This is a genomic window from Mesorhizobium sp. WSM4828, from assembly GCF_055811175.1.
In genome coordinates this window covers 159064-183775 of record NZ_JBVVQK010000002.1, presented here as the reverse complement: position 1 = coordinate 183775, position 24712 = coordinate 159064, and the positions used below count along the sequence as shown (strand labels likewise).

Below are 24712 nucleotides of genomic sequence, written 5' to 3'. Positions count from 1 at the left end.
CGCGGTTGAATTTGCACAGCGATGCGCCAGACTCGAGTCAGAGGATGGAGAGCGCGATGGCCGACCGGACGGTGCAAGTACGCATTTATGGCAAGGTGCAAGGCGTCAGCTACCGGGTTTGGGCGCGGCGCGAGGCGTCGGCGCTTGGCCTTGCCGGGTGGGTGCGCAACGAAGTTGACGGCTCGGTGACCGCCTTGATTGCAGGGACCGGTGCGGCGGTCTCGACAATGATCGAACGGCTTTGGCAAGGGCCGCCAGGGGCAGCGGTTTCGAAGGTCGATGTCGAGGAGATCGAGGCTCGCGACATGTCCCCGGGTTTCAGGATTGTTGCCTAGCAAGGCATGATCCCGCTCATTCGCTTCCATCGCATAAAATCTCCAGGGTGCAGATAGAGAAAACCTGAAGCCAATGCCCTGCCCGGACATGCCTCGGTCCTTGAATTAATTGAACGTTTGTTTTATTGTCTACAAAAAGGCGGCTTGTCATGGCGCGTACGACCGGTTCCGACGGAGAGAAGACCGAAGCTGCGGTCCGCGAGGCGGCGATCAGCCTGATTGCGCGTCTCGGCTACGAGGCGATGTCGATGCGCCAGCTGGCGGCCGAGGTTGGCGTGCAGGCAGCGGCGCTTTACCGCTACTTCCCGACCAAGCAGGACCTTCTGTTCACCCTGATGCGCGAGCATATGGAAGGCCTGATCGAGGCGTGGCGCGCAACACGCCCTGTCGGCGCCGATCCGTTAGCGCGGCTTGCCGCTTATGTCGAAAACCACATCACTTTCCATATCGAACGCCGCCACTCCACCCATGTCTCGAACATGGAGCTGCGCAGCCTGTCGCACGAAAAACTCACACAGATCCTGCGCATGCGCACGGCCTACGAGAAGGAGCTGCGCGCCATCCTGCGCGACGGCGTCGAAGCGGACTTGTTCAGCATCGAAGACACAGGGCTCACCGCGATGGCGCTGATCCAGATGATGACCGGCGTCATCGTCTGGTTCCGGCCGGGCGAACGGCTGTCGATCGCCGAAGTCACCGCTACATATCTAGCAATGACAATGCGCCTTGTTGGAGCAAAGACCGATGGCGCGTCAACGAGCCACGACGCCGCGCCCCTATTCGGGCGCGCAAAGGACGCTCTAGCAACTTGATTTCGCGCACCATACCGATTTTAGGGATCGTGCGCCGGGAGGAACGGCATGTACACGCATACGCTCAACTTCGGGCTTGACGAAGACATCGAGGCACTGCGCGACCTGGTGCGGCGCTTTGCCCAGGAAAAGATCGCACCAATCGCCGCCGAAATCGACCGCTCGAACGAATTCCCGGCACATCTGTGGGCGGAGCTCGGCGGGCTTGGCCTGCTCGGCATCACCGCCGATCCCGATTTCGGCGGCAGCGGCATGGGCTACCTCGCCCATGTTGTCGCGATGGAGGAGATTTCGCGCGCCTCCGCCTCGGTCGGCCTCTCCTACGGTGCCCATTCCAACCTCTGCGTCAACCAGATCAACCGCTGGGCAACGCAGGCGCAGAAGGAAAAATATCTGCCTTCGCTCTGCAGCGGCGAGAAGGTCGGCGCACTGGCGATGTCGGAATCGGGTGCCGGCTCCGATGTCGTGTCGCTGCGCCTGCGCGCCGAAAAGCGCAACGACCGCTATGTGCTCAATGGCACCAAAATGTGGATCACCAACGGGCCGGATGCCGAGACGCTGGTCGTCTACGCCAAGACCGATCCGGAACTCCATTCGCGCGGCATCACCGCTTTCATCGTCGAAAAGGCCTTTGCCGGTTTTTCGGTGGCGCAAAAGCTCGACAAGCTCGGCATGCGCGGCTCAAACACCGGCGAGTTGGTGTTCGAGAATGTCGAAGTGCCGTTCGACAATGTGCTGCACGAGGAAGGGCGCGGCGTCGAGGTGCTGATGTCGGGCCTCGACTACGAACGCGCCGTGCTGGCCGGCGGCCCAATCGGGCTGATGGCGGCGTGCCTCGACGTGGCGATACCTTACGTGCATGAACGCAAGCAGTTCGGCCAGCCGATCGGCGAATTCCAGCTGGTGCAAGGCAAGCTGGCCGATATGTATGCGACGATGAACGCGGCGCGCGCTTACGTCTATGCCGTAGCCGCCGCCTGCGATCGCGGTGAGACGGCCCGCAAGGATGCTGCCGGCTGTATTCTCTTCGCCGCCGAAAAGGCGACCCTGATGGCGCTCGACGCCATCCAGCTTTTGGGTGGCAACGGCTACATCAACGATTACCCGACCGGCCGGCTGCTGCGCGACGCCAAGCTCTACGAGATCGGTGCCGGCACCAGCGAAATCCGTCGCTGGCTGATCGGGCGGGAAATCATCGCGGAGGGGGTGTGATGCTCCGCTCCCCCCTCTCAGACGAATGCCTTCGGCAGATCGGCGGTCGGCTTGGCAACAATCTGGTGCGCGTCGCGCCACAGAACCTCGCGCTGGTGCGAAGACGTAATCGACCGCACCGGCAAGCCGCCTTCTTCGATCAACCAGGCGCAATAGCGCGCCCGGCTGATCGCCTCTCTGGCGTCCGGATTGAACCAGCAGACGCCCCAGATGGAGTTGCGGCGCTTGAAATGCCGGCCAACTCTTCCCGGACTGGGCAGGTGGTGGTTGAACCAGTCGAACTGATCTTCCAGTTCACTTTGAATCCAGTTCGGGCAGCCGTTCCGGTACAGATACCAGGACGCCCGGAAGAAGCCGGTCTCCACACGGCTCGCCGGATGGATCAGCGGCGTGACAAACCGCACATACATGATGACACCCGCGGTGCTCACGCGAACCGCGTTCCTCTTGCTCAAATTCGGGATGTGGAAGGCCGCCCTTCGGCGGCGTCAGGCCATGGCCGAAGGGAGACATCTTGCGAAATGCATGTACATGCCTTTCATCGCTGCCTCCTGAGAGTGTCATTGACGCCGGACCGAACTATGCGGAGCTTGGCACGCGACGGTAGGGGCCGGCTGATATACTGATTGCCTAGCGGCATCAAGGATTTTTAGGAAACGATAGAGCAATGGCCCCGCTGCAAACCCAGATCTCGCCCGCCTCCGACGCCTTCCACGCCAATGCCGAGCGCATGCGGGCGCTGGTCGCCGACATCGCTGAAAAAGCTGCCGCCATCGAGCGCGGTGGCTCGGAGGAAGCGCGTGAACGGCACGTCTCGCGCGGCAAGCTCCTGCCGCGGCAACGCCTCGCCCAATTGCTCGATACCGGCTCGCCCTTCCTCGAGATCGGCCAGTTCACCGCTTGGTCGATGTATGGCGAGGACGTCCCTTCGGCCGGCCTCATCGCCGGCATCGGGCGCGTCGAAGGCACCGAAGTGATGGTCGTCGTAAACGACGCCACGGTGAAGGGCGGCACCTATTATCCGCTGACGGTGAAGAAGCATCTGCGTGCACAGGAGATCGCGCTACAGAACAATCTGCCTTGCGTCTATCTGGTCGACAGCGGCGGCGCCAATCTGCCCAACCAGGACGAGGTGTTTCCCGACCGCGATCATTTCGGCCGTATCTTCTACAACCAGGCCAACATGTCGGCTGCCGGCATTCCGCAGATCGCCTGCGTCATGGGTTCGTGCACGGCCGGCGGCGCCTATGTGCCTGCGATGTCGGACGAGACAATCATGGTGCGCAACCAGGCAACCATCTTTCTCGGCGGGCCGCCGCTGGTGAAGGCGGCCACCGGCGAGGACGTCACCGCCGAGGACCTCGGTGGCGCCGACGTGCACACAAGGCTTTCCGGCGTTGCCGACCATTATGCGCTCGATGACGAGCATGCGCTGGCCATATGCCGGCGTATCGTCAAAAACCTGAATCGGAACAAGAATGTAAGCCTGGCCTTGCAGAAATCGATTCCGCCGCTTCACGATCCACATGAACTCTACGGCATCGTGCCTACGGATCTGCGCCAGCCTTACGACGTGCGCGAGGTGATCGCCCGCATCGTCGACGGCTCCGAGTTCGATGAGTTCAAGCAGAATTACGGCGCCACGCTGGTCACCGGCTTCGCTCACCTCAGCGGCATGCCGGTCGGCATCGTCGCCAACAACGGCGTGCTGTTTTCGGAAAGCGCGCTGAAGGGCGCGCACTTCATCGAGTTGTGCTGCCAGCGCAGGGTGCCGCTGATTTTCCTGCAGAACATCACCGGCTTCATGGTCGGGCGAAAATACGAGGCCGGCGGCATCGCCAAGGACGGCGCCAAGCTGGTGATGGCGGTCGCCACCGCCAAGGTGCCGAAAGTAACGATGATCATCGGCGGCTCCTTCGGCGCCGGCAATTACGGCATGTGCGGACGCGCCTATTCACCACGCTTCCTGTGGATGTGGCCGAATGCCCGCATTTCGGTGATGGGCGGCGAGCAGGCGGCAACGGTGCTGGCCGTCGTCAAGCGCGAAGGCATCGAGCGCAAGGGCGGCGAATGGAGCGCCGAGGAGGAAGCGAAATTCAAGAAGCCGATCCTGATGAAGTACGAGCACGAAGGCCACCCGCTCTATTCGTCGGCAAGGCTCTGGGACGACGGCATCATCGACCCGGCCAAGACCCGCGAGGTGCTGGCGCTCAGCCTTTCGGCCGCGCTCAACGCCGAGATCGAGGAGACACGCTTCGGCGTGTTCAGGATGTGAGATGAGCGAAATCGGCCGAAGGATTCGCATTCAAACCGGCGACATCACGAAGCTGGCGGTCGATGCCATCGTCAACGCCGCCAATACTTCGCTCCTGGGAGGTGGCGGTGTGGATGGCGCCATTCACCGCGCGGCCGGTCCCGAGCTTGAATTCGAATGCCGGATGCTAAATGGCTGCAAGGTCGGAGACGCAAAGATCACCAAGGGCTACAAGCTGCCCGCGCGCTACATCATCCATACGGTCGGGCCGGTCTGGCAAGGCGGCAGCAAAGGAGAAGCCGAACTGCTCGCCTCCTGCTATCGCAGGTCGCTCGAAATCGCCGCCGCAAAGGACTGCCGGACGATGGCGTTTCCAGCGATCTCGACCGGGGCCTACCGTTATCCGAAGGATCAGGCGACGCAAATTGCTGTCGGTACCGTGAGCGCCTTCATCGGCCAGAACATCGTTCCGGAAACCGTCATTTTCTGCTGCTTCGACGAGCCGACGGCCGAATTGTATCAGCGGGTCGTTGCTGCACTCGGCAGGGTGTGACCCTGCGCCGGCGGCACCCGTCCACATCTCCATAACTATTTTTTGCTTCTTGATCTGGCCAGACGAAAGAATCGCGGCTATTGATCATCGCAAATACCAATGGGGATTGGGCGAAGATGAGACGGCGGGTTTCTCAGAGAACAACTGTGCAGATACTTGCGGGGTTGCTTATATTAGCGACGCCTGGCGTCGGTGCAGCGGAGTCGCTCGCTGGGAAAGTCGGCGATAAGCGTTCCTTCGTGTATCTCCCTCAGCAAGGCTCGGAAGGCAATTGCAGGCAGGCCTACAATGCCTATGTGGCTGCGGCCGGACATTCCGCCTACGCATCAACCATCACTGGAGCAAGGGTCCTGTATTTCGTCTGCGGCGTGCACATTAACGCACCGTCCCAGATGGCTGCCGAAGCGCTCGCGCTTAAGTCATGCGAAGTCGGTCGCAAGAAGTTCAAAGTGGACATGGTCGGCGGCTGCGGCGTAGTCGCTTCCAAGTAGCTTTCGGCAGCAATGGGCCGGATAGAAATGGGGAATAGGGCGAAGATGAGACTTCAGCTTTTTCAGAAAACAACTTTATCCATATTTGCAGGATTGCTCGTGTTAACGGCGCCCGGCATCGCAGCAGCGGAGTCGTTGGCGGGAAGCAAGGGCGAGACCCGTTTCTATCCCTATTTGCCGCAGAACCCGAAGGATGAATGTACCAGGGCCTACAAGGCCTATGTAGCGGCCGGCGGCCATTCAGCCTATGCAACCACCCCGTATTCCCGGGTGCGTTCGCTGTACATCATCTGCGGCTCGCGCTTGAATGCACCGTCACAGCAAGCTGCCGAAGAGTTGGCGTTGAAATCCTGTCAGGCCACCCGCAACAGTTACAGGGTTACAACAGGTGGGGGCTGCGAAATCGCTGCCTCTAAATAAGCGAATATCTACAGTATTGGGGTTTCTCAAATGGGCTGGGCAATGAAATCTTTATCCATCAGGCGAACAACCATATCGGTACTTGCACTGCTTATGGCCTCTGCACCGAATGTCGGCGCCGCCGAATCGCTGGCGGGAAGCAAGGGCGACAGCCGTTTTCCGGTCTATTTTGCACCGGGTACAATCGGAGGCTGCGGCAAAAATTACAAGGACTACGTGGCGGCTGGCGGTCACTCGGCTTATGCGATGACGCCATTCAACTGGGCAACCGAATTCACTATTTGCGGTGCTTATCTGAATGCACCATCCCAGAAGGCTGCTGAAGCACTGGCGTTGAAGTCCTGCCAGTCCGCGCGCAGCAAGTACAAGGTCACGACTGCAGGGGCCTGCGCCGTAGCTGCCTCCAAATAGGCCGACACTCGGCCGGCCTTCAACGTTTCCAATGGGTGGGAAAAATGAAATCTATAAGCGTCAAACAAGCAGTCTTCTCGCTAATAGCCGGGTTGCTTTTAGTCTCGAGCCCCAATGTCGGCGCGGCGGAATCGCTGGCTGGAAGCAAGGGCGACGTCCGCTTCTACCCGTATTTTCCGGCAACCGCGGATCGGCCATGCACCAAGGCATATAAGGCCTATGTGGCGGCCAGCGGCCATTCAGCTTATGCGACCACTCCGTATTCCCGGGTGCGTTCGTTGTACATCATGTGCGGCTCGCGCTTGAATGCGCCCTCGCAAAAGGCTGCCGAGGATATGGCGATGAAATCCTGCCAGGCCACCCGCAACCGTTACAAGGTCACGACCGGGGGAGCTTGCGAAATCGCGGCCTCGAAGTAGGCAGGCCTCGCTTGCCTACCCTTTGACCGCCAGACTACAAAGCGGGGCATCGCCGCAGCTCGCGTGACGAGAATTCGCACCGTTGGCGGCAAGCTCTGCCTGTGGAGGCCCGATGTTCGCCAAGATCCTGATCGCCAACCGTGGCGAGATCGCCTGCCGGGTGATCCGCACGGCACGCAGGATGGGTGTGCGCTGCGTCGCCGTCTATTCCGACGCCGATGCTCACGCCTTGCATGTCGAAATGGCCAACGAAGCGGTGCATATCGGCGCCTCTCCGGCCAACGAAAGCTATCTGCGCGGCGACAAGATCATCGCGGCGGCCTTGGCCACAGGTGCCGAGGCCATCCATCCGGGCTACGGCTTTCTTTCGGAAAACCCCGACTTCGTCGACCAGGTCGCGGCCGCTGGGCTGATCTTCATTGGGCCGTCGGCGGCCTCGATCCGTGCCATGGGACTGAAGGACGCGGCCAAGCGGCTGATGGAAAAGGCCGGCGTGCCTGTCGTTCCGGGCTACCATGGTGAAGCGCAGGAGATCGTGTTGCTCGCCTCCAAGGCGCGCGAGATAGGCTACCCCGTATTGATCAAGGCGCGCGCCGGCGGCGGCGGCAAGGGCATGCGGCGCGTCGAGCATCCTGATGATTTTTCTGAAGCACTGTCGGGCGCGCGGCGCGAGGCGAAAGCCGCGTTCGGTGACGACCGCGTCTTGGTTGAAAAATATGTCGACAAGCCGCGCCACATCGAAGTGCAGGTGTTTGGTGACAATTTCGGCAACGCCGTACATCTTCACGAACGTGACTGCTCGGCGCAGCGCCGCCACCAGAAGGTGATCGAGGAGGCGCCTGCCCCGGGCATGACGCAGGCACTGCGCAAGGCGATGACCGAGGCGGCGGTGAAAGCCGCCAAGGCAATCCGCTATTCCGGCGCCGGTACCATCGAGTTCATCGTCGATGCCTCGCAAGGTCTGAAGGCCGACCGTTTCTGGTTCATGGAAATGAACACCCGCCTGCAGGTCGAGCACCCCGTCACCGAAATGGTCACCGGCATCGACCTGGTCGAGTGGCAGTTGCGGGTAGCCTCCGGCGAAAAACTGCCGAAGGCGCAGAGCGAGATCGCGCTCTCCGGCCACGCCTTCGAGGCGCGCATCTATGCCGAGGACGCGGCAAGAGGGTTTTTGCCGGCGACCGGCACCTTGCACCATTTGAAATTTCCGCAGCCGGCACCGGAGGGTGCGACCATGCGCATCGAAAGCGGTGTGCGCGCCGGTGATGCGATTTCGCCGTTTTACGACCCGATGATCGCTAAGCTGATCGTTCATGGCAAGGATAGACGGGCGGCGCTCACGGCACTTGGCGCAGCGCTGTCGCAGACCGAAATCGCCGGCTCGACGGTCAACACTGCCTTTCTTGCCGCGCTGGCCGCTGATGCGGATTTTGCGGCGGGCGATGTCGATACCGGCCTGATCGCCAGGCATCAGCAGGCGTTGACGGCGGTTCCGTCGCCGAGCGGCGAGACGATTGCCGCCGCGGCACTTGCCGCGTCCGGTGCGGGCGACTTGTCATCCTCGGACGATCCTTGGTCGTCGCTGGCCGGCTATGCGCATTTCCACGCTGTAGCGCGGCGCACGCTGCTGAAGTTTGGCGAGCAGGAGATCGTCGCGCGTGTGTCGGTGCGGCCGGACGGACGGTTCGAGGTGGCGCTGGATGCGCCCTATGAGAGCGTCAATTCGCATGATCTTCGCGCGGCGCCTCGCCTCGCCCGCTGGCCGGGCCACGTCACGGTCTTCGATGGCGCCATCGGCTACGGTTTCGCCATGCCGGATCCGCTGGCGCGAGCCGACGAAGCCGCGGTCGCTTCCGGCAGCCTGCGCGCGCCAATGCCCGGCCTGGTCAAATTGGTGCGTGCAGCCAGAGGCGAGTCCGTGATCAAGGGCCAGCCGCTGCTGATCCTGGAGGCGATGAAGATGGAGCACACCATTGCCGCGCCGCATGACGGGGTTATCGCCGAGATCGCTGCCGAAGGCGCGCAGGTCACCGACGGGACCGTGCTGGTTCGCTTTGCCGAGGAACCTCAGCTGGCTGCTGTTTCCCTATCCACGAAGTGATCTCGAACGCGTCACAAAGGCGTCGCCAAAAACAACCTGGCCGGGTTTGACCCCGGCCATGTTCGACTACAGCAGCGCGTCTTGCGGCGCCGCGGCCATCACGGCTGGATCGGCGCGTATTTGCCGTCGTGCCACTGGTTGATGTCGTAGCTGACGTTCTTGAGGTCGCCCTTCTCGTCGAAGGTGACTGAGCCGACAACCGTGCTGATCGGCTGGCCGTTCTTTAACGCTTCGGCGACTTTTGCCGGATCGTCGCTGCCGGCGCGTTTGATGCCTTCGGCGAAGGCCTGGATCACCGCATAGGAAAACAGCGTGAAGCCCTCCGGCACGAAGCCGCCGGCCTTGATCTTGGCGATGGCTTCCTTGGCTTCGGGCTTCGCCTGCGGATCCGACGGGAAGACGAACATGGTGCCTTCGCCGGCCGGGCCGGAAACCTGCCAAAATTCCGGCGTGGCAATCGAGTCCGGCATGATCAGCTGGAATTTCAGGTTCTGTTCCGCCGACTGGCGCAGGATGAGGCCGGCTTCGGGGTGGTAGCCGCCGAAATAGACGACGTCAGCCTTCAGGTCCTTGAGCTTGGTGACAAGCGCCGCGTAGTCCTTTTCACCGGCGTTGATTCCCTCATAGAGGATCTCGTTGAGACCGTTCTGGTTCATCGTTGCCTTGACGACATCGGCGACGCCCTGCCCATAGGCGCTCTTGTCGTGCAGGATGACGACGTTCTTGCCGGCATATTTCTTGGCGATCCATGGACCGATGAAAGCGCCCTGCGCGTCGTCGCGCGTATAGAGACGCATGATTGTCGGCCAGCCGGCTTTCGCCGCTGCGTCGGTCAGCACCGGGTTCGAGGAAGCTGGACTCATCATCAGCGCACCGGCTTCGGCATAGACGGCAGAGGCCGGGATGCTGGAGCCCGAACAGGCATGGCCGTCGATGAACTTGACACCATTGGCGACGATGCGGTTGGCGACCGAAACCGCCTGCTTCGGATCGCACTGGTCGTCCTCGATGTCGAGTTTGACCTGGCGGCCGTCGACGCCGCCGGCCGCGTTGATCGCGTCGGCAGCGGCTTGCGCTCCGTGTTTGAACTGATCGCCGATGGTGGCAAGCTGACCGGTCATCGGTCCGACCACCGAAAAGGTGATGTCATCGGCGAAGGCGACCGGCGCGCTCATCATCAGGCCAAATATGGCTGCGCTGAAAATACTGAATTTCTTCATGGCGACATAACTCCTCCACTCTCGCGCGGCCATCCCGGCCGCGCCTCTTCCAGAGTGGCGGGAGAATTTCATCCTTCACCGGAGCTGTCTAGACGCATCGTCGGCGCTCGATTGGGCCTGCAACACGCGGTCCCAAAGACAAAGCCGCGCCAGCCTTGTTCCGGCCGGTCGCGGCTTTTGTCATCGAGCTTACCGAGGTATCAGCACCGGGATCCGCTCGCCTTCCCTGTTTGTACGGTTTATTGCACGGCTCGTCCGCCTGCCGTGTCCTTGTTGGCCCAGCCGTCTTGCGCGGCCTTGATTTTCGGGTCCAGCCCTCTGCGCGGCCTTGACCCGAAGCGTCCCTGTTGTGAGGTCAGTACCCCTGTGAAGTCGATGCCGGCGAATTCAGTGCATCGTCATCCATTCGCGGGCTTCGCGCAGCGCCTTGGCGATCTCGACCTTCGACATGGCGGCCGACAATTCAGAGCGCAGTTCCGCGGCGCGGGCCGAGCCCTTGATCGCGGCGATGTTGAACCATTTGTGGGCGGCGACGACATCGGTCTCGCAATCGCGGCCGGTCGCATACATCATGCCCAACTCGAAAAGAATATCGGCCTGGGCAGTTGCCCCCATGGCGCCGAAGCCGGCTTCAAGCATTTCAAAACGTGCCATTTCAAATCCCCTGTTCTGGCTCCCGAGAGCTGTCTCCGTCTGTCCCTCGGTGTCCTTGATTACCTTCGGGGGCGGCCGCTCTTTCGATGCTTTCGAGAATGCCGCGGAGGCTTGAATCCGTCGTTAAATGGCGTGCTTAATTTGAAGAAAACAAAGCTAAAACAAGAGGTAAACGCGAAAATTCGTTAAGGATACAAAGCCAGCAATCGCGCCGGTTTGCACAAAATTTGAAGAAAACTTGCGAGGCGCGGATCAAGACTCCGCTAACCACAGAAGACAAAGACGTGTGCGGCCCGTTTCATTTTTCGCCGGCGCGGCCGTTCGGGAGCGGGCAAAAACCCGCGACCCTTCCGTCGCGGCACCGCTTTTGTTTTTCCGGGAGCTGGACTAGCTTACGTTTGCGTAAGGGGCAGACAGCTTGGAGGGAGCCCGATTGGACTTGCCTGAGGGAGGAAAGACATGTTTCGACAAGTGAGCCTGGCCCTCGCGGCCGCAATAATGATGACCGGCGCGGCGTGGGCCGATCCGATCGAAGGCAATTGGAAAACGCAAGCCGGATCGACTGCCGCCATTTCTGGTGGCGGCGGAGCATTTTCGATTACGCTCAAATCCGGCAAATTTGCCGGCAAGCATATCGGTTCACTGAAGGTGGCCGGCGACAACAAATATGCCGGCACCATAACCGACCCGGAAACCGATAAGACCTATTCGGGCAAGGCTTCGCTTTCCGGCAGTTCGCTCAAGATGAGCGGCTGCGTGCTCGGCGGGCTGATCTGCAAGAGCCAGACCTGGCACAAGCTCTGATCGTGCCCTTCCTGCCGGGGTGAGCGGGGCCAGTCGGCCCCGTTTTCATGTTATCGGTCTCGCAGCAATGGCGTCGCCATAGGTAGCTGCACTCAAGGCGGGCCCTCTCAGAGATCATCAACCATTTTGAACCCCAGATGAACGCCGGGATCAGAGCCGGTTCAGCCAGGGCAAGGCATTGTCATGCGTGTTGAAGGAGACACCGCGCAATGCTTGCCCGCCGCTTCACCATTGTCTGCCTGCTGATGAGCCTGTTCGGCATGTTGTTCGCCGTCCTTGTCGCCCAAGCCGGCCGGCCGGCCCGCGCCTGGGACGTCGCCATTTCCTGCCGGCTCGGTTGCCCGAACCAGCTTCGCCACTGAACCCGTCCAGCGAGACATAGAAAACCACGCCATGACCCGCCTCACCGCCAATGTCGTCAAGACCCTTCGGCTTCTGCCGCGGACGGCGCTCATCCTGATGCTCCTGGCGGCCCCGGTCCTGGCCGTGCCGACGATGCGCGCCGATGCAGGTTCGACCATCGAGGCGCCTGCGCTGAGGAAGTCCGGCGTCGGCTTTGTGCTGCTGGTCAGCTTGCGGCGCGGCTGATGCATGTCGCGCAAAAAGTGTGCAGCGGTTTTGCGACGACGGCATGCATGATAGCAGGAACCTGAAGCGTGTCACATGAGGCCGGACGGGCGCGACGCGCTTTAGGCCACTGGGAAGAAAAACGCCCACAGCGCGTCCTGAAACCGCCTTACCCCCTCCCAACGGCGCACCCAACTCTCTATATTGGGTCATGGAAAAGCGAATCTATCCCCGAGCCATTGAATCTGTCGTTACGCCGGAGCCGTTTAGCCGACAGAGCTTCGACGATGCCAAGAAGGCGGTTGCCGCCTTGCAGGTGCTTTACGACCGCAATACCAAGTTCCTGCGCGATTCATTTACCGCGCTCGCCGCGGGCGGTGACAACAACAAGCGCTACCGGGCCTTCTACCCGGAGATCGGCGTCACCACGAGTTCATTCACACAGATCGACTCGCGGCAGGCCTATGGCCACATGCCGACGCCGGGGCATTTCTCAACCACCATCACCCAGCCTGCTCTTTTCGAAAGCTACCTCACCGAACAGCTTCGCCTGATCATGCGCAACCACGGCGTTCCGGTCACGGTCTCGGAATCGACCACTCCCATCCCGCTGCATTTCGCTTTCCTCGAAGGCACCCATGTCGACGGCACTGCTGCCGAACGCATCAAACGGCCGATCCGTGACCTGTTCGACGTGCCGGACCTCGACGGCACTGATGACCAGATCGCCAACGGCACGTTCGAAGTGGGATTGGGCGAGGCACGGCCGCTGGCACCGTTCACCGCGCAACGCATCGATTATTCGCTGCACCGGATGTCGCACTATACGGCGACCAGCCCCCAGCATTTCCAGAACTTCGTGCTGTTCACCAACTACCAATTCTATATCGACGAATTCGTCGCCCGTGCACGCGAATTGATGGCCAATGGCGGTGACGGATATGTCGAGTTCGTCGAGCCGGGCAACATCGTAACCAAAGTGGGAGGCGGCGCGCCCGGTGAGAGTGCTGCGCCATCTCGCCTGCCGCAGATGCCGGCCTATCATCTGAAGAAGCCGAACCATGGCGGCATCACCATGGTCAATATCGGCGTTGGTCCTTCCAACGCCAAGACGATCACCGACCATATTGCGGTGCTCCGGCCGCATGCCTGGGTGATGCTCGGCCATTGCGCCGGCCTGCGCAACACGCAGGCGCTGGGCGATTATGTGCTGGCGCATGCCTATGTACGGGAAGACCATGTCCTCGACGACGATCTTCCGGTCTGGGTGCCGATCCCGCCGCTAGCCGAAATCCAGGTGGCGCTGCAGGAAGCGGTCGCCGAGGTCACCGGGCTTTCCGGATATGATCTCAAGCGCATCATGCGCACCGGCACCGTCGCCACTATCGACAACCGCAATTGGGAGCTGCGCGACCAGCGCGGGCCGGTGCAGAGGCTGTCGCAGTCGCGCGCGATCGCGCTCGATATGGAATCGGCGACGATCGCCGCCAATGGCTTCCGCTTCCGGGTGCCCTATGGCACGCTGCTTTGCGTATCCGACAAGCCGCTGCATGGCGAATTGAAGTTGCCGGGCATGGCGACCGAGTTCTACAAGCGGCAAGTAGCGCAGCACCTGACCATCGGCATCAGGGCGATGGAGAAGCTGGCTGAAATGCCGATGGAGCGACTGCATTCGCGCAAGCTCAGGAGCTTTTCGGAAACTGCCTTCCAGTAATGCCGAATCGCATGTGTCGGTCCAGGTCAGGACATTTCGTCATCTTGATTGAGCCGCACTTCTGCCGATAGACAAAGCGATGGCACGTGTTCTGGACATGACGGTTGCGCTGGCATTCGTCGCAATGCTTGCACTTTCGGCCGCGCTGGTGGCCGGGTTTCTCGGATCGCTGCATCCGGCCCTCGATTCCTTTGCTCATTTCCGCGTCCATTTTTCCGTGCTGATGGCACTTTGCGCGCTGCCGCTGCTCGCCACCTCGTTTCGCCTGCAGGCCGCGGCCGCATTGCTGTTTGCGGTGGCCGCGTTTGCCACCACGTCGAATGCCTTGCCGCTTTCGCGGCTATGGCAGGTGCTGGCCGCCTACGAAGCCAAACCCGGTGACGAGCCAGTCTACCGCCTGCTGCAGATGAACCTCAGGTTCAACAATCCAACGCCTGAGAAGGTGCTGTCGCTGATCGGCCGGACGCAGCCTGATGTGATCACCCTCGATGAGGTGTCTGAGATGTGGAAGGCAAAGCTTGCGCTGCTGTCCGGCGCCTATCCCTACCGGATCCTGTGCCCGTATCCCAATGGCGTATTCGGCGTTGCGCTGCTGTCCAGACGACCGTTTGCCATAGGCACGGAGCCGCACTGCGACAGCCGCGGCGCGATGGCGATCGCCACGGTCGATTTCGGCGGAACCGACGTTGATGTCGCCGCCATCCACCTCACCTGGCCATGGCCCCACAACCAATCACGGCAGATTGGAGGGTTGTCTGACGAAATCGCTTCGCTTGGTGAGACGTCGATCCTCGCAGGCGACTGCAACGCAGCGCCATGGAGCGCCGCCGTCCGGCGCGTCGCATCGCTTGGCAAGCTGACTGTAATGCCGTCGGTCGGGCCGACCTGGCTCTACAGAAGGCTGCCGGATTTCCTGCGCTTCGCCGGACTGCCGATCGACCAGGTTTTCAGCAAGGGCGCCATCGTTATCCGTTCGGCGTCGACCCTTGAGGACACCGGCTCAGACCATCTGCCGGTGCTGGTGGAGTTTTCGCTACGGTCGGATGAACAAAAGCCGCTCGACGAGCACCAGACGGCGACCGCGCTTGCGGCGCTGCCTGGCGGGACGCGAAGCTGAAAATCCGCAGTCCAATCTCGACCTGGCTTATTACTGGCCCACAAAAGCGCGGATGAGGTGCTCGACAGGGCCGCCGTCGCGATGCTCGTGCGCATCAAAGGCGATCTGCTTTGCCTCGTATTCGGCATAGATGGCATTGATCCGGCGCTTTGCCTCGCGACGTGCCGCGAAACAGTGCGGGTCATCACCGACTGTCAGCCCTCGAACCGACTTTTCGGTGGCCCGCATCATCTGTCTGGCGATGCGGCCATGGGTCTCTTCATGGGCGCGGACGCCAGCGAAGAACCGCTTCCACCGCTTCTGCAGCGCCGGCGACGTGGCTGAGGCTAGTTTGGGATAGGTATAGAAGAGATTGAGCGTCCCGTTGGCCTGGCGCAGGCGGCAGACGCCGTTTTCCGTGTAGGCTTCGAAGGTCCAATCATCGACGCTGTAGCCGGTCTGCGCGATGGCGTGGGTCATGAAGCCGTGCTTCGGCCCACCGCGATCCATGGCCTCGATCAGGGCCGCGCCGGTGGTTCCGGCAATGTTATAAGTTCGTGTCTTGACCAATACTTTAGTGTCGGCCAAGGCTGAAGGGGTGCACAACGCCCCGATCGCCACAGCGCTCGTCAGAACTGCCAGACGCATTTTTCCTTCCTCCCTGTCGCCACAGAAAGGAAACACAGGCAGGCGGTCTATTCAACAATCCTACGGTTGCGCTGCTCCTCATCTTGTTTGGTCCGGAGCAAACCTTGTGACTTACATGTTCTGGTAGACCGGGCCCTCGCCGCCCTGTGGCGGCACCCAATTTATGTTCTGGTTCGGGTCCTTGATATCGCAAGTCTTGCAGTGCACGCAGTTCTGCGCGTTGATGACGAAGCGCACATCCTTAGCCGTAGGATCGGCGGCGGCATTGCCGTCCTTGTCGACCCATTCGTAGACGCTGGCCGGGCAGTAACGCGTCGAGGGCCCGGCATAGACGTCATGCTCGGAGCGCTTCTGCAGGTCCATGTCGGCGACAAGCAGATGCACCGGCTCGTTCTCCTCGTGGTTGGTGTTGGACAGGAACACCGACGACAGCCGGTCGAAGGTCAGCACCCCGTCCGGCTTCGGGTAGGCGATCTTCTGGTGCGCGGCGGCCGGTTCCAGCGTGGCGTGGTCGGCCTTGCCGTGCTTCATCGTGCCGAAGGGCGAAAAGCCGAACAGCGTGTTCAGCCACATGTCGAGGCCGCCAAGGCCGACGCCGACAATGGTGCCGAAGCGCGACCATAGCGGCTTGACGTTGCGCACCTTCTTCAGGTCCTTGCCGATATCGGTGGCGCGCCAGGCGGCCTCGTAGGAGGCCAGCTCGTCATTGGTGCGGCCGGCGGCTATCGCATCACAGACATGCTCGGCCGCCAGCATTCCCGAGAGCACGGCATTGTGCGAGCCCTTGATGCGCGGCACGTTGACGAAGCCGGCCGCGCAGCCGATCAGCGCACCGCCGGGGAAGGACAGTTTCGGCACCGACTGCCAGCCGCCTTCGGTGATGGCGCGGGCACCATAGCCCAGACGCTTGGCACCTTCGAAGGTGCCGCGGATCGCCGGATGGGTCTTGAAGCGCTGGAACTCGTCAAACGGCGACAGATAGGGGTTCTTGTAGTTCAGGTGAACGACGAAGCCGACTGCCACCTGATTGTCCTCGAGATGGTAGAGGAAGGAGCCGCCGCCGGTCTTCATATCGAGCGGCCAGCCGAAGGAATGCTGGACAAGGCCCGGCCGGTGGTTTTCCGGTTTGACCTGCCAGAGTTCCTTGAGGCCGATGCCGTATTTTCCGGGCTCACGGCCGTCGGAAAGGTGGTATTTGGCGATCAGCTGCTTGGCCAGCGAGCCGCGCGCGCCCTCGCCGATCAAGACATATTTGCCCATCAGCGCCATGCCCGGCGCAAAGCCCGGACCGTGCGTGCCGTCCTTCTCGACACCCATGTCGCCGGTGACGACGCCGGTGACCGCACCGGCCTCGTTGTAGAGCAGGCCGACCGCGGCAAAGCCCGGATAGATCTCGACGCCCAGCGCCTCGGCCTTTGTCGCCAGCCAGCGGCAGACATTGCCGAGCGAGACGATATAGTTGCCATGATTGTTCATCAGCGGCGGCATCAGGATATTGGGCAGACGGAACGAACCGGCGGGGCCGAGAACCAGGAAATGGTCATCGGTGACCGGTGTCCTGAAGGGATGACCCTCCTCTTCGCGCCAGCCGGGCAGCAGCCGGTCGATGCCGATCGGATCGACGACGGCGCCGGACAGGATGTGCGCGCCGACTTCGCCGCCCTTTTCCAGCACGACGACGGAAAGCTCGGGGTTGACCTGCTTGAGTCGGATCGCGGCGGCAAGGCCGGCCGGGCCGGCGCCGACGATGACCACGTCGAATTCCATGCTTTCGCGTTCGATATCGCTCATCGACCCCTCACTGGCTCGCCATTTCCGGCATTTTGCTGGCTCACGCGCTGCATAGCGCATCAAATAGCGACGGGAAACCGGCGCGGACGTGACAATACCGATTTCGTCAAAAAGTCGCGTCCTGCCGCACAGACTCGCCGTGGCGAGCATCAATCTTCAATCCTATTCCGTTTGCACAGATATGTCGCACCGATGTTTTTAATTGTTCGACGGCTTGCTTATCGGCCATACTTCCCGCCATGCGCATATTCGGGCCGGCTGGCTTTTCATCGACGCGCTTTTTTTTCACGCCCGGCCGGATTTGCCGTGCGGCGCTCTTGGCGCTTCTGCCGCTGACGGCCCTCGATGCCCATGCCGAGCGGCAACTGGTCTGGGCGACCGGCGCCTATTCCTTTTCCGACGAGCGCGGCGGCTTCCGCATCACCGGGGCTTCCGGCATCGGCACGAAAGAGGATCCGCTGGTCATCACCGAAGAGCTGAATTCAGCGACACCGGTAACGCTGGCCATTCGCACGACCAAGCCGATCCAGCCGTTCGGCAAGGCTGGAGACTTCGCCAACGGTCTGATGTATATGCGCATCGACGTGCTCAACAATAGCGGCCAGGCCTGGGTCGAGTTCCAGTTCGAACTCCAGGAGATCCTCGACCAGCCGAGCGTGTTCGGCGACGGGCTGTCGTTTGACCAGCGCAACAAGACGCCTGAAAATATCTGGTCGACCAGCTACGCCGATTTCGACCGCAATTTCGAACCCTATGACCGCCTGCTGTTCAAGAACGGCAAGATCGACCCGCTGAAGACCGCCAGCTTCTATTTCCTGATCACCGACTATACGCCGCGCTGGACGTTCTATCTGGTGCAGGATCCGCGCATACCGTCGAGCTGAACTTGCAAATTCAAGCGCCGCGGTCGAATGTGAAAACCATGACTGCCGCCCCCCACAATAGCCGAGCCGATCTCGCCGAGCTGCTGGCCTTCTACGCCAGCGCCGGCGTCGACGAAGCACTTGAAGAACAGCCGGTAAACAGGTTTGCAGAAGCCAGGCCACCGGCGCGGGTTCCTGCGGCGGCCGCTATGCCGGCCGGTGAAAATGCGACGCCACAACGCTCGACGAGCGTGTCGCGCGCCGAAATGGGCGAGAGACCCAATACGGCACCGGCAGTGCGAACGTCCCCGGCCATGTCAACGGTGCCCGACGAGGCGCAGGCGGCATTGGCGCGGCAACTGGCGAGATCGGCGGCAAGCCTCGACGAGCTTCGCCAGCACATGGCGGCATTCGACGGCTGCAATCTCAAATTCACCGCCAAGAACCTTGTGTTCGCCGACGGCAATCCGACTGCCGAGGTGATGCTGATCGGCGAAGCGCCGGGGCGCGACGAGGACATAGAGGGCTTACCGTTCGTCGGCCGCTCGGGCCGGCTGCTCGACCGCATGCTGGCCGCGATCGGTCTTGACCGGACATCTGCCTACATCGCCAACGTGATTCCCTGGCGGCCGCCGGGCAACCGCACGCCTACCCCGCACGAGACCGAGATCTGCCGGCCGTTCATCGAGCGGCAGATCGAGCTGGTCAATCCGAAGGTGCTGGTTAATCTCGGCGGCCCGTCGGCAAAGACCCTGCTCAACACCTCCGAAGGCATATTGCGGCTGCGCGGCAACTGGCGCGTCCACACGACCCCGTCTGGCGTCGCCATTCCCGCCATGCCGACCCTGCATCCGGCCTATTTGTTGAGAACGCCGGCGCACAAGAAGCTGGCATGGCGGGATTTCCTCGAAGTGAAGGCGAAGTTGCGGGCGCTTGGGTAATGGTGCAGAGCGCGTCTTCCGTTCTCCCCTTGCGTGGAAGGAAGAGCGGCATCATGACCTCGCAGGTAATTGAAATGCGCCCACTGCCGGCCTAGTCATCCCGTCATGACAGCAGCCCAGATTTCCGCCGGCAGTCTCATTCGCGAATGGCGTACACGCCGGCGCATGAGCCAGCTCGACCTTGCTATGGAGGCCGAGATCTCGCAGCGGCATCTGAGTTTCGTGGAAAGCGGCCGCGCCGCACCCTCGCGTGATATGGTGCTGCATCTGTCGGAGCAGCTCTCGATCCCGCTCAGGCAGCGCAACCAGCTGCTGCTGGCCGCCGGCTTTGCCCCGAGCTTCAGCGAACGACCACTTGACGATGCCTCGATGGCACCGGCGATGGCGGCGGTCGAGACCGTGCTCAAGGCGCACGAGCCGTTCCCGGCGCTTGCCGTTGACCGGCATTGGAACCTGGTGTCGGCGAATGCCGCCATCGGCCCGTTCCTCGCCAATGTCGCCGATGCCTCCCTGCTGAAGCCGCCGGTCAACGTGTTGCGCCTCAGCCTGCATCCCGGCGGCGTCGCGCCGCGCATCGTCAACCTTGCGGAGTGGCGGACGCATCTTCTGGAGCGGCTGAAGCGGCAGAACGACGCTACCGCCGATCCGGTTCTGGTCGAGCTCGAGCGCGAGCTTCGGGCCTATCCGTCCGGCCTTAAAGGCAGCCGGCCGGCGCCGGTCGAACCGAACGCGATTGTCCATCCGCTCAAGCTTTCCCATGGCGACGCGGTGCTGTCGTTCATCAGCACCATCACCGTGTTCGGCACGCCGCTCGACGTGACGCTGTCGGAGCTGGCGATCGAATCTTTTTTCCCCGCCGACGAGCAGACGCGGGCGGTACTGATGCGGCTGGCGAAACAGCGGACCGACGCAGCGAAGGGCTGATCACCCTTCCGGCGCGACGGCCTTGCGGGTGCGGGTGCGTTCGAGACCCAGCTGGCGCTCGCGCCAGATGATGAAAATCCCCGCCGCAACCACGATCATGCCGCCGACCAGCATGTTGATCGTGGCGACGTCGCCAAAGACCAGATAGCCGACGACGACGCCGAGGATCATCGAAGTGTATTCGAAGGGTGCCACGACGGAAGCCTCAGCATGGCGATAGGCCGAGGTCATCAGGATCTGGCCAAGCCCGCCGCAAAAACCGGCGGCAATCAGAAGCCCCGCCTGCACTGGCGTCAGCGCCTGCCAGCCGAACGGCAGCGAAAGCAGCGCCATGACACTCGCGGTCACCGAAAACCACAGCACGATGGTCGCCGTCCGCTCGCTCTGGACGAGGTTACGAACCAGGAGCATGGCGATGGCCGAGATCGCCGCGGCTATGAGGGCGGCGATCACGCCGAGCACCTCCTGATCGCCAAGGGCAGCGCCCGAACTGAGCAGCGTCAGTTCCGGCCATGAGATGATCAGCACCCCGACCAGGCCGACGGCAACCGCACTCCAGCGATAGATGCGGATGGCTTCGCCGAGGAAGATCGAACTGAACACCACGACCAGCAGCGGCTGCGCGTAGTTCAGCGTGATCGCCTCCGGCAGCGGCAGCCGCGTCAGCGCGAAGAAGCCGAGCCCCATGGCACAGACACCGACAACGCCGCGCGCAATGTGGTTGAGAGGGCGCTTTGTCGAAAAGGCGGTGCCGAGTTTTCCCTGGAAGGCGAGGAAGGCGATGATCGGAAAGATGGCAAAGAAGGAGCGGAAGAAGACGATCTGGCCCGCCGGCACGGTGCCTGCCGCCTTGATGCAGGACGACATGCCGACGAAGACCGCCACCGATACGACCTTGAGCACGATCCCGGTCAGCGTGCTGTGCTCGCCGGCAAGGTCGCCAGCAGCAAGCACTGGCAAATCCGGTCTGGCTGTCACGCCCCTTTTGCTTCCTTGATCGCTGCCCAGATGCACGCCCGCGTTGCAGGCATGTCGATATGCCTGATGCCGTAGGTGCGGTAGAGCGCGTCGGTCACCGCATCGAGCGCGGCAGGCGTCGACCCGATCGTACCCGCCTCCCGCGCGCCCTTGATGAAGGCCCTATGCTCGCGACGCAACACAGAGGCGCTCATTCCGAATTTCGGCGTGACGACGGTCATGGAAGCCTCGCGATGATGCTTGGGAAATGATCGCCTGAAATAGACGTCGCTGCAGTTTTGTCGAGGGAGTGTTTCGTGTAAAGAGCGCAGACTTCAAATTATTTGGACCAGCGGACCCACCCACCGCTCCCGGATCGACAGGAAAAATCAAGGAATGCGCACAGATACCGGCCAGGTCTTCAAGCTCGAAGACTATCGCCCCAGTGATTATCTCATTCCGGAAACCAGCCTGACTTTCCGCCTTTCGCCTGAAGCAACGCATGTCACCGCCGTGCTGACGGTCGAACGTCGCGACGGGATTGCGGCGTCGGTGCCACTGGTGCTGGATGGCGACGGGCTGACGCTCCGCAGCATCGCCATCGACGGCCAGGAACCGAGCCCTGCGGATTTTCTCGCCACGCCCGATCAACTGACAATCATCAGCCCCCCTGCGACAAGGCGCTTCCAGCTGAGAACTGAAACCGTGTTGGCGCCGGCGCAGAACGAAGCGCTGATGGGCCTCTATCGCTCCAGCGACGTCTATTGCACGCAATGCGAGGCCGAAGGCTTTCGCCGCATCACTTATTTCCTCGACCGTCCCGACATCCTGTCGGTCTATACGGTACGTATCGAAGCTCAGCGCCGTGAGGCGCCGCTGCTTTTGTCCAACGGCAACCCGGCCGGCAGCGGCGAGCTTGCCGGCGGCTGGCACTATGCGGTCTGGCACGACCCCTTCCCCAAGCCGTCCTATTTGTTTGCGCTGGTGGCGGGCGACCTCGGCAAGATCTCGGACAGTTTCGTTACCCTGTCTGGTCGCAAGGTCGAGCTCGGAATCTATGTCGAACCGGGCAAAGAGAGGCTCGCCGGCTACGCCATGGACGCTTTGAAACGGTCGATGAAATGGGACGAGGAGGCATTCGGCCGCGAATACGACCTCGATGTCTTCAACATCGTCGCCGTGTCCGACTTCAATATGGGCGCAATGGAGAACAAGGGTCTCAACATCTTCAACGACAAATACGTTCTGGCCGACCAGGAAACCGCGACCGACGCCGATTTCGCCAATATCGAGGCCATCATCGCGCATGAGTATTTCCACAATTGGACAGGCAATAGAATCACTTGCCGCGACTGGTTCCAGCTTTGCCTGAAGGAAGGGCTGACGGTTTTCCGCGACCACGAATTCTCGGCCGATCAGCGCTCGCGCGCCGTCAAGCGCATCGCCGAGGTGCGTACGCTGCGCGCCCATCAGTTTCCCGAGGACCAGGGGCCGCTGGCGCATCCGGTGCGGCCGCGCCGCTACCGCGAGATCAACAATTTCTACACGGCGACGGTCTACGAAAAGGGCTCGGAAGTCGTGCGCATGATCCATACCATCCTCGGCGCCGAGACGTTCCGCGCCGGCATGGACCTCTACTTCGAACGTCACGACGGCCAGGCGGCGACGATCGAAGACTTCATCAAGGTGTTCGAAGACGTCTCCGGTCGCGACCTGTCGCAGTTTTCGCTCTGGTATCATCAGGCCGGTACGCCGAACCTGACCGTCAGCTCGGCGTATAATCCTGCGGCGCAGGAATTCACGCTCGAAATCGAGCAGTCGGTGCCGCCAACACCGGCGGAAAGCCGCAAACGGCTGATGCACATTCCGCTCGCATTTGGCCTGGTCGGCGCCGGCGGAGAGGCGACAGCCTATAGCGGCGTCGAAGGGGCGAATGTCGAGGACGGTGTCATCCATATCCGCAAACGCCGCCATGTCGTCAGGTTTTCCGGGATTGCCGCGCGGCCGGCCATGTCGCTCAACCGCGGCTTTTCGGCGCCGGTGACGCTTTCGGTCGAGCAGCGGCCCGACGACCAGTTTTTTCTGGCTGGCCACGACAGCGACGCCTTCTCGCGCTGGCAGGCGTTCAACACGCTTTTGACCGATGCGCTGATTGCAGCCTTTCGCCAGATCCTGGACCACAGGCAACCCGAGTTCGGCGCCCGGCTGACCGGGCTTGCCGGCAAGATAGCCGGCGACGAAGCGCTCGAACCCGCCTATCGGGCACTGGCGCTGGCGTTGCCCGGCGAGACCGATATCGCCCGCGACATCGGCAAGAACATCGACCCCGATGCCATTTTCGCGGCGCGCGAGGCGCTCGCGGTGGCGATCGCCGAGGCCAACAGCGAGATATTCTCCAACCTTTACGATCGGCTCGCCGACAATGGTCCGTTCAGCCCTGACGCGGCCAATGCCGGGCGGCGGGCGCTGCGCAATGTCCTGCTGGACTATCTCTCCTTGCTGCCGGGAGGCGCGGAGCTCGCCGCCCGGCACTTCCAATCGGCGATCAACATGACGGATCGTGCCGCGGCGTTGACCGTGCTTGCGCACCGTCACCACGGCTCACCTGAGGCGACTAAGGCGCTGGCCGATTTCGAGGCGAAATATGCAACCGATCCGCTGGTCATGGACAAATGGTTCCAGATCCAGGCCAGCGTGCCCGGCCCGCAAACCGTCGACGCAGTGCGCACCTTGACCAGCCACCCGGCGTTCTCGATGGCCAACCCGAACCGGGTACGCGCGCTCGTCGGAACGTTTTCCAGCGCCAACCAGACCGGCTTCCATCGCGCCGACGGCGAGGGCTACCGGCTTTTCGTCGAAACGGTGCTGCAGGTCGAAAAACGCAACCCGCAGGTGGCCGCCAGGCTGGCGACGGCGCTCAGGTCGTGGCGCTCGCTCGAACCGGTGCGGCAGGCCAAGGCAAGGGAGGCGTTACTTTCAATCGCCAATACCGAGAAGCTGTCGGCCGATTTGCGAGACATCGTCGAGCGCACACTGGCGTAAGGTGCGTTGATAGACGACGGGTGTCAGCCGGCTTCGCTGAACAATGTCTCGATCAGAGGGCATTCTGGCAGCGTGCCCTCGGCACATTGCGCGACCACGTCCTTCAACACCCGCTCCATCCGCTTCAAATCGGCGATCTTCGCTCGCACGTCGTCGAGGTGGGCGGCGGCGACGGTGCGTGCCTCAGCGCACGGCCGGTCGCGTTCGTCGACGAGAAGCAGCTCACGAATTTCATCGAGGGAGAAGCCGAGCGCGCGCGCCCGCAGCACGAAGCGGAGGCGCCGCTCATGCATGGTGTCGTAGCTGCGGTAGCCGCTCGTCGTACGGGGCGGCTCGGGCAGAAGGCCGACCTTCTCATAGTAACGCACGGTCTCCAGGTTGCAGCCCGTCCGCCGGGCAAGCTCGGCCCGCTGCAGACCCTTCACCACGGCTTGATCGCGCATCGTAAAAACCCTCTTGACCCTGTAGCGACTACAGACAGCA

At 62.0% G+C, this 24712-nt stretch carries 28 protein-coding genes; 19 read left to right on the top strand and 9 right to left on the bottom strand.

What is annotated here, in order from left to right; genetic code table 11:
• Nucleotides 1–56 precede the first annotated feature (56 nt).
• From AC0L2X_RS03590 to AC0L2X_RS03580, 3 genes are all read left to right on the top strand, one after another.
• Nucleotides 57–335, top strand: coding sequence for an acylphosphatase (locus tag AC0L2X_RS03590; RefSeq protein ID WP_473554512.1), 279 nt, complete (start codon nucleotides 57–59; stop codon nucleotides 333–335).
• Nucleotides 336–484: 149 nt separating this feature from the next.
• Nucleotides 485–1147 (top strand): TetR/AcrR family transcriptional regulator, encoded by a 663-nt coding sequence (locus AC0L2X_RS03585; protein ID WP_473554509.1) that lies wholly within the window; start codon nucleotides 485–487, stop codon nucleotides 1145–1147.
• A gap of 48 nt (nucleotides 1148–1195) precedes the next feature.
• Nucleotides 1196–2359, top strand: a complete 1164-nt coding sequence (locus tag AC0L2X_RS03580; protein WP_352490883.1) for an isovaleryl-CoA dehydrogenase — start codon at nucleotides 1196–1198, stop codon at nucleotides 2357–2359.
• Nucleotides 2360–2376: 17 nt separating this feature from the next.
• Here AC0L2X_RS03580 and AC0L2X_RS03575 read toward each other — a convergent pair whose 3' ends face one another.
• On the bottom strand, nucleotides 2377–2790 hold the full coding sequence (locus AC0L2X_RS03575) for a hypothetical protein (RefSeq protein ID WP_473554507.1): 414 nt from the start codon (nucleotides 2788–2790) through the stop codon (nucleotides 2377–2379).
• 236 nt (nucleotides 2791–3026) lie between these two features.
• Between AC0L2X_RS03575 and AC0L2X_RS03570 the strand changes: the two genes are divergently transcribed.
• From AC0L2X_RS03570 to AC0L2X_RS03540, 7 genes are all read left to right on the top strand, one after another.
• Entirely contained in the window at nucleotides 3027–4634 is a 1608-nt protein-coding gene (locus AC0L2X_RS03570; RefSeq protein ID WP_473554505.1) for a carboxyl transferase domain-containing protein, read from the top strand.
• A 1-nt stretch (nucleotide 4635) separates the two neighbouring features.
• A complete protein-coding gene (locus AC0L2X_RS03565; protein WP_473554503.1) occupies nucleotides 4636–5166 on the top strand; it encodes an O-acetyl-ADP-ribose deacetylase in 531 nt (176 codons plus the stop codon).
• A gap of 80 nt (nucleotides 5167–5246) precedes the next feature.
• Nucleotides 5247–5657: a hypothetical protein gene (locus AC0L2X_RS03560; RefSeq protein ID WP_473554500.1), complete on the top strand. Its 411-nt coding sequence runs from the start codon at nucleotides 5247–5249 to the stop codon at nucleotides 5655–5657.
• A gap of 45 nt (nucleotides 5658–5702) precedes the next feature.
• Nucleotides 5703–6077: a hypothetical protein gene (locus tag AC0L2X_RS03555; protein ID WP_352490877.1), complete on the top strand. Its 375-nt coding sequence runs from the start codon at nucleotides 5703–5705 to the stop codon at nucleotides 6075–6077.
• Nucleotides 6078–6107: 30 nt separating this feature from the next.
• Nucleotides 6108–6488, top strand: coding sequence for a hypothetical protein (locus tag AC0L2X_RS03550; protein ID WP_352490876.1), 381 nt, complete (start codon nucleotides 6108–6110; stop codon nucleotides 6486–6488).
• Nucleotides 6489–6532: 44 nt separating this feature from the next.
• The gene (locus tag AC0L2X_RS03545; RefSeq protein WP_352709429.1) at nucleotides 6533–6907 is read left to right on the top strand and encodes a hypothetical protein; all 375 of its coding nucleotides are present in this window, start codon (nucleotides 6533–6535) and stop codon (nucleotides 6905–6907) included.
• 112 nt (nucleotides 6908–7019) lie between these two features.
• On the top strand, nucleotides 7020–9008 hold the full coding sequence (locus tag AC0L2X_RS03540) for an acetyl/propionyl/methylcrotonyl-CoA carboxylase subunit alpha (RefSeq protein ID WP_473599279.1): 1989 nt from the start codon (nucleotides 7020–7022) through the stop codon (nucleotides 9006–9008).
• A 98-nt stretch (nucleotides 9009–9106) separates the two neighbouring features.
• On the opposite strand, the gene AC0L2X_RS03535 is transcribed toward AC0L2X_RS03540, so the two are convergent.
• Both AC0L2X_RS03535 and AC0L2X_RS03530 read right to left on the bottom strand, forming a co-directional pair.
• Nucleotides 9107–10228 (bottom strand): branched-chain amino acid ABC transporter substrate-binding protein, encoded by a 1122-nt coding sequence (locus tag AC0L2X_RS03535; RefSeq protein WP_473554496.1) that lies wholly within the window; start codon nucleotides 10226–10228, stop codon nucleotides 9107–9109.
• A 387-nt stretch (nucleotides 10229–10615) separates the two neighbouring features.
• Nucleotides 10616–10882 (bottom strand): SEL1-like repeat protein, encoded by a 267-nt coding sequence (locus tag AC0L2X_RS03530; protein ID WP_010915070.1) that lies wholly within the window; start codon nucleotides 10880–10882, stop codon nucleotides 10616–10618.
• A gap of 459 nt (nucleotides 10883–11341) precedes the next feature.
• On the opposite strand from AC0L2X_RS03530, the gene AC0L2X_RS03525 reads away from it, so the two are divergent.
• The 5 genes from AC0L2X_RS03525 (at nucleotide 11342) to AC0L2X_RS03505 (ending at nucleotide 15084) form a co-directional block, all read left to right on the top strand.
• The gene (locus tag AC0L2X_RS03525) at nucleotides 11342–11686 is read left to right on the top strand and encodes a DUF2147 domain-containing protein (RefSeq protein WP_473554494.1); all 345 of its coding nucleotides are present in this window, start codon (nucleotides 11342–11344) and stop codon (nucleotides 11684–11686) included.
• 209 nt (nucleotides 11687–11895) lie between these two features.
• On the top strand, nucleotides 11896–12048 hold the full coding sequence (locus AC0L2X_RS03520; RefSeq protein ID WP_353025481.1) for a hypothetical protein: 153 nt from the start codon (nucleotides 11896–11898) through the stop codon (nucleotides 12046–12048).
• Nucleotides 12049–12079: 31 nt separating this feature from the next.
• Nucleotides 12080–12274 carry a hypothetical protein gene (locus tag AC0L2X_RS03515; RefSeq protein ID WP_352665914.1) on the top strand — a complete coding sequence of 65 codons (195 nt, stop codon included), beginning with the start codon at nucleotides 12080–12082 and terminating at the stop codon, nucleotides 12272–12274.
• A 190-nt stretch (nucleotides 12275–12464) separates the two neighbouring features.
• Nucleotides 12465–13967, top strand: a complete 1503-nt coding sequence (locus AC0L2X_RS03510) for an AMP nucleosidase (protein WP_352490870.1) — start codon at nucleotides 12465–12467, stop codon at nucleotides 13965–13967.
• A gap of 79 nt (nucleotides 13968–14046) precedes the next feature.
• Entirely contained in the window at nucleotides 14047–15084 is a 1038-nt protein-coding gene (locus AC0L2X_RS03505; protein WP_473554492.1) for an endonuclease/exonuclease/phosphatase family protein, read from the top strand.
• 30 nt (nucleotides 15085–15114) lie between these two features.
• Here the strand turns inward: AC0L2X_RS03505 and AC0L2X_RS03500 are convergent, their stop codons facing one another.
• The 3 genes from AC0L2X_RS03500 to AC0L2X_RS03490 all read right to left on the bottom strand — a co-directional run bounded on the left by AC0L2X_RS03500 (nucleotide 15115) and on the right by AC0L2X_RS03490 (nucleotide 17791).
• Entirely contained in the window at nucleotides 15115–15711 is a 597-nt protein-coding gene (locus tag AC0L2X_RS03500; protein ID WP_473554490.1) for a DUF922 domain-containing protein, read from the bottom strand.
• Nucleotides 15712–15822: 111 nt separating this feature from the next.
• A complete protein-coding gene (locus tag AC0L2X_RS03495; RefSeq protein ID WP_352490867.1) occupies nucleotides 15823–17502 on the bottom strand; it encodes an electron transfer flavoprotein-ubiquinone oxidoreductase in 1680 nt (559 codons plus the stop codon).
• A 106-nt stretch (nucleotides 17503–17608) separates the two neighbouring features.
• On the bottom strand, nucleotides 17609–17791 hold the full coding sequence (locus AC0L2X_RS03490; RefSeq protein ID WP_352490949.1) for a hypothetical protein: 183 nt from the start codon (nucleotides 17789–17791) through the stop codon (nucleotides 17609–17611).
• Between AC0L2X_RS03490 and AC0L2X_RS03485 the strand changes: the two genes are divergently transcribed.
• The 3 genes from AC0L2X_RS03485 (at nucleotide 17742) to AC0L2X_RS03475 (ending at nucleotide 20230) form a co-directional block, all read left to right on the top strand.
• Nucleotides 17742–18386, top strand: a complete 645-nt coding sequence (locus AC0L2X_RS03485; protein WP_473554487.1) for a hypothetical protein — start codon at nucleotides 17742–17744, stop codon at nucleotides 18384–18386. The genes AC0L2X_RS03490 and AC0L2X_RS03485 overlap by 50 nt on opposite strands.
• Before the next feature lie 38 nt (nucleotides 18387–18424).
• A complete protein-coding gene (locus tag AC0L2X_RS03480; protein ID WP_473554486.1) occupies nucleotides 18425–19306 on the top strand; it encodes a uracil-DNA glycosylase in 882 nt (293 codons plus the stop codon).
• Nucleotides 19307–19411: 105 nt separating this feature from the next.
• Complete coding sequence (locus AC0L2X_RS03475; protein ID WP_473554484.1) at nucleotides 19412–20230, top strand: helix-turn-helix domain-containing protein; 819 nt, start codon at nucleotides 19412–19414, stop codon at nucleotides 20228–20230.
• Here the strand turns inward: AC0L2X_RS03475 and AC0L2X_RS03470 are convergent, their stop codons facing one another.
• Together AC0L2X_RS03470 and AC0L2X_RS03465 are read right to left on the bottom strand one after the other, a co-directional pair.
• Nucleotides 20231–21208, bottom strand: a complete 978-nt coding sequence (locus AC0L2X_RS03470) for a DMT family transporter (protein ID WP_473554483.1) — start codon at nucleotides 21206–21208, stop codon at nucleotides 20231–20233.
• The gene (locus AC0L2X_RS03465) at nucleotides 21205–21429 is read right to left on the bottom strand and encodes a hypothetical protein (protein ID WP_473554834.1); all 225 of its coding nucleotides are present in this window, start codon (nucleotides 21427–21429) and stop codon (nucleotides 21205–21207) included. The genes AC0L2X_RS03470 and AC0L2X_RS03465 overlap by 4 nt, the downstream gene beginning before the upstream one ends.
• 154 nt (nucleotides 21430–21583) lie before the next feature.
• Between AC0L2X_RS03465 and pepN the strand changes: the two genes are divergently transcribed.
• Nucleotides 21584–24229, top strand: a complete 2646-nt coding sequence (gene pepN, locus AC0L2X_RS03460) for an aminopeptidase N (protein WP_473554480.1) — start codon at nucleotides 21584–21586, stop codon at nucleotides 24227–24229.
• A gap of 23 nt (nucleotides 24230–24252) precedes the next feature.
• On the opposite strand, the gene AC0L2X_RS03455 is transcribed toward pepN, so the two are convergent.
• Complete coding sequence (locus AC0L2X_RS03455; protein ID WP_473554479.1) at nucleotides 24253–24672, bottom strand: MerR family transcriptional regulator; 420 nt, start codon at nucleotides 24670–24672, stop codon at nucleotides 24253–24255.
• Between the last annotated feature and the right edge of the window lie 40 nt (nucleotides 24673–24712).

Coding starts and splice junctions, on each gene's coding strand:
- AC0L2X_RS03590 (WP_473554512.1), top strand. CDS start 57: ATGGCCGACCGGACGGTGCAAGTACGCATTTATGGCAAGGTGCAAGGC.
- AC0L2X_RS03585 (WP_473554509.1), top strand. CDS start 485: ATGGCGCGTACGACCGGTTCCGACGGAGAGAAGACCGAAGCTGCGGTC.
- AC0L2X_RS03580 (WP_352490883.1), top strand. CDS start 1,196: ATGTACACGCATACGCTCAACTTCGGGCTTGACGAAGACATCGAGGCA.
- AC0L2X_RS03570 (WP_473554505.1), top strand. CDS start 3,027: ATGGCCCCGCTGCAAACCCAGATCTCGCCCGCCTCCGACGCCTTCCAC.
- AC0L2X_RS03565 (WP_473554503.1), top strand. CDS start 4,636: ATGAGCGAAATCGGCCGAAGGATTCGCATTCAAACCGGCGACATCACG.
- AC0L2X_RS03555 (WP_352490877.1), top strand. CDS start 5,703: ATGAGACTTCAGCTTTTTCAGAAAACAACTTTATCCATATTTGCAGGA.
- AC0L2X_RS03550 (WP_352490876.1), top strand. CDS start 6,108: ATGGGCTGGGCAATGAAATCTTTATCCATCAGGCGAACAACCATATCG.
- AC0L2X_RS03545 (WP_352709429.1), top strand. CDS start 6,533: ATGAAATCTATAAGCGTCAAACAAGCAGTCTTCTCGCTAATAGCCGGG.
- AC0L2X_RS03540 (WP_473599279.1), top strand. CDS start 7,020: ATGTTCGCCAAGATCCTGATCGCCAACCGTGGCGAGATCGCCTGCCGG.
- AC0L2X_RS03535 (WP_473554496.1), bottom strand. CDS start 10,228: ATGAAGAAATTCAGTATTTTCAGCGCAGCCATATTTGGCCTGATGATG.
- AC0L2X_RS03530 (WP_010915070.1), bottom strand. CDS start 10,882: ATGGCACGTTTTGAAATGCTTGAAGCCGGCTTCGGCGCCATGGGGGCA.
- AC0L2X_RS03525 (WP_473554494.1), top strand. CDS start 11,342: ATGTTTCGACAAGTGAGCCTGGCCCTCGCGGCCGCAATAATGATGACC.
- AC0L2X_RS03520 (WP_353025481.1), top strand. CDS start 11,896: ATGCTTGCCCGCCGCTTCACCATTGTCTGCCTGCTGATGAGCCTGTTC.
- AC0L2X_RS03515 (WP_352665914.1), top strand. CDS start 12,080: ATGACCCGCCTCACCGCCAATGTCGTCAAGACCCTTCGGCTTCTGCCG.
- AC0L2X_RS03510 (WP_352490870.1), top strand. CDS start 12,465: ATGGAAAAGCGAATCTATCCCCGAGCCATTGAATCTGTCGTTACGCCG.
- AC0L2X_RS03505 (WP_473554492.1), top strand. CDS start 14,047: ATGGCACGTGTTCTGGACATGACGGTTGCGCTGGCATTCGTCGCAATG.
- AC0L2X_RS03500 (WP_473554490.1), bottom strand. CDS start 15,711: ATGCGTCTGGCAGTTCTGACGAGCGCTGTGGCGATCGGGGCGTTGTGC.
- AC0L2X_RS03495 (WP_352490867.1), bottom strand. CDS start 17,502: ATGAGCGATATCGAACGCGAAAGCATGGAATTCGACGTGGTCATCGTC.
- AC0L2X_RS03485 (WP_473554487.1), top strand. CDS start 17,742: ATGCGCATATTCGGGCCGGCTGGCTTTTCATCGACGCGCTTTTTTTTC.
- AC0L2X_RS03480 (WP_473554486.1), top strand. CDS start 18,425: ATGACTGCCGCCCCCCACAATAGCCGAGCCGATCTCGCCGAGCTGCTG.
- AC0L2X_RS03475 (WP_473554484.1), top strand. CDS start 19,412: ATGACAGCAGCCCAGATTTCCGCCGGCAGTCTCATTCGCGAATGGCGT.
- AC0L2X_RS03465 (WP_473554834.1), bottom strand. CDS start 21,429: ATGACCGTCGTCACGCCGAAATTCGGAATGAGCGCCTCTGTGTTGCGT.
- pepN (WP_473554480.1), top strand. CDS start 21,584: ATGCGCACAGATACCGGCCAGGTCTTCAAGCTCGAAGACTATCGCCCC.
- AC0L2X_RS03455 (WP_473554479.1), bottom strand. CDS start 24,672: ATGCGCGATCAAGCCGTGGTGAAGGGTCTGCAGCGGGCCGAGCTTGCC.